The 1,942-nt window shown below is 57.8% G+C and carries 2 protein-coding genes; both read right to left on the bottom strand.

Annotation, left to right across the window (positions count from 1 at the left end):
* Positions 1 to 44: 44 nt before the first annotated feature.
* Positions 45 to 572, bottom strand: coding sequence for an outer membrane protein (locus tag AC5ZFO_RS47825; protein WP_496124244.1), 528 nt, complete (start codon positions 570 to 572; stop codon positions 45 to 47).
* A 9-nt stretch (positions 573 to 581) separates the two neighbouring features.
* A complete protein-coding gene (locus AC5ZFO_RS47820; protein WP_496124243.1) occupies positions 582 to 926 on the bottom strand; it encodes a hypothetical protein in 345 nt (114 codons plus the stop codon).
* Positions 927 to 1,942 lie beyond the last annotated feature (1,016 nt).

The raw sequence follows: 1,942 nt of genomic DNA, 5'->3' as shown, positions 1-1,942 counted from the left end.
CCCGCTACGGCGCTATCTGAGGCGCGCGTCCGGGCGGCTTTGCTCTACCGAGCTACACCACCTCTGGGGGCACGACCAACCCGGATCGTATGAAGCTGCTGCTTGAAGGAGACGGGCGTCCTGACTCCAACAGCGATGGCGCCAGGCGCACCGTCGCCCGTCTGCACACGGCCCGCTGCCGAAACCGGCAGCGTTACGTCTTGCCTGCCGAAATCGAAGTAGTCATACTCAAATTTGGCTGACCAGCCGGGCAGGAAGGCATACTCGATGCCCGCACCCAATGTGCCGCCAAATACGTTCTTGCTCGCTCGGCCATCGGCGGCACCGTTAGCAGCAAAGCCCGTCCCCAAGTTCGACGTAACGGCAAAGGACTGGTTGATGCCGATGCTGGAATCGGCCCATGCCGCGCCCCCCTTGATGTAGATGAGGCCGCGGTCGCCCACCGTGACGCCAATCCGTCCGGTGATATCGGCAATCCATTTGGTGTCGTTCGTGCAGTTCAAGACCACAAAGCAGCCATTGCGTCCCTTGATACCGCTCCATAAAAAATCGCCTTCCACGCCGTAGACCATCACACCGGACTAGAAGTTGTAACCGGCTTGTACGCCGCCGAGGAAGCCGTTCATCTGCACCTGCGGCAATGGCACATTCAAATCGACAGTGCCGCCAATGAGCTGGTTCACCGTCTGGTTGACGGGGGCGCCAATGAACGTATTGCCCACGCCGACGTCGGCCTGGCTGGTCCCCCAACCTGAGCCTACACTGCCTCCGATGTAACCTCCAGTCCAGCTGAAGAGAGGAGAAACGGGAGCTGGCGCTTTGACAACAGATGCCGCAGGCAAGTCAGCAGCTAAACTTCCGCTCCCAAAAGCGATCGTCCCGAACGCAACGATGGCTGCGAGCGACAATTGCTTGTTGCACTTCATCCTAGAGTCCTTCCGCTGGCCATGGAAAACATATTGCATAGCTTGGCCCCAAGTTGCGGCTAGCTCGATAGTTCGAGCTGGCAGGAAGATCACCTCTCCAATCTGGTAGGATGCGTGAGCTTCTTGCCGCGACCGCGACAGCCGCTTCTTGCCGTGTCGCTTCCAGAGAGTTGAGCAGACCCAGCTTGTAAGATACGCATTGATAGCCGACCGATGATCCTGCGCGAGCGACCCGATTTGTAGGTGTCGATTTCCCCGGCCGCGATCAGTTCGAAGTAGAATGACTCCGAGATGGAAGGATAGCTGTCGCTTCTTTAGCTCCGAAGCTGCGCTCTTCAAGTCGCTCTGGTCTCGATTCATTACTCGATACCCTGCCGTGACGATGATGAGATGGCGCGCCTTCCAAAAATACCGCACGTTCAACGAAATTTGTCGGAAGCTCGCCGACGAGGCGGTGTTCGCCGAACAACTCTCCCGAACGGAAAGATTGAAACTTTCCAAACGACGCACAGCCCAACGCGGTTGCCACGGTTGTTGTCGAATCCGACGCTGACGGCGAGGTCCTTCCAACCAAACCCTTTCGTCCAAATAACGAAGGATCGTCTTGCTGCGAGTGGATTGTCCCTGTCGGCGGGATGGCGGCTAGGATCAGAGGGAAATCTGGAGGCAGACACGAGGTTACCGGTCGACGAGGGAGCCTGCGCTTTCGTGAAGGAGGAGGTTGCTGTCTATGTTGGCGTGGCTACGATGGGACTGCGGCCATCTTGAAGGTCGCGAACCCCCTCGCCGCTGTACGGCAGATCGTCTCTGCCTCGATTTCGTCTTCAGCAATCGGAACATGCGCGCCTCATCATCTGATTGGTGATGCTGCCTGAAAACAATGCACGGCGAGCATTTTCATGTGCGTCTTGACCTGAGCCCCTGAACTTCCTCCAAAAGTGGGTAGAATCCGTCCACCTTGAGGGAGACGGAGATGAAGCAGTCGAGGTTCACGGAAGAGCGGATCATTGCGGTGC

Source organism: Bradyrhizobium sp. Unk1 (assembly GCF_059512345.1).
The sequence above is the reverse complement of the archived record's forward strand: the minus strand, read 5'-3'. Positions and strand labels throughout refer to the sequence as shown.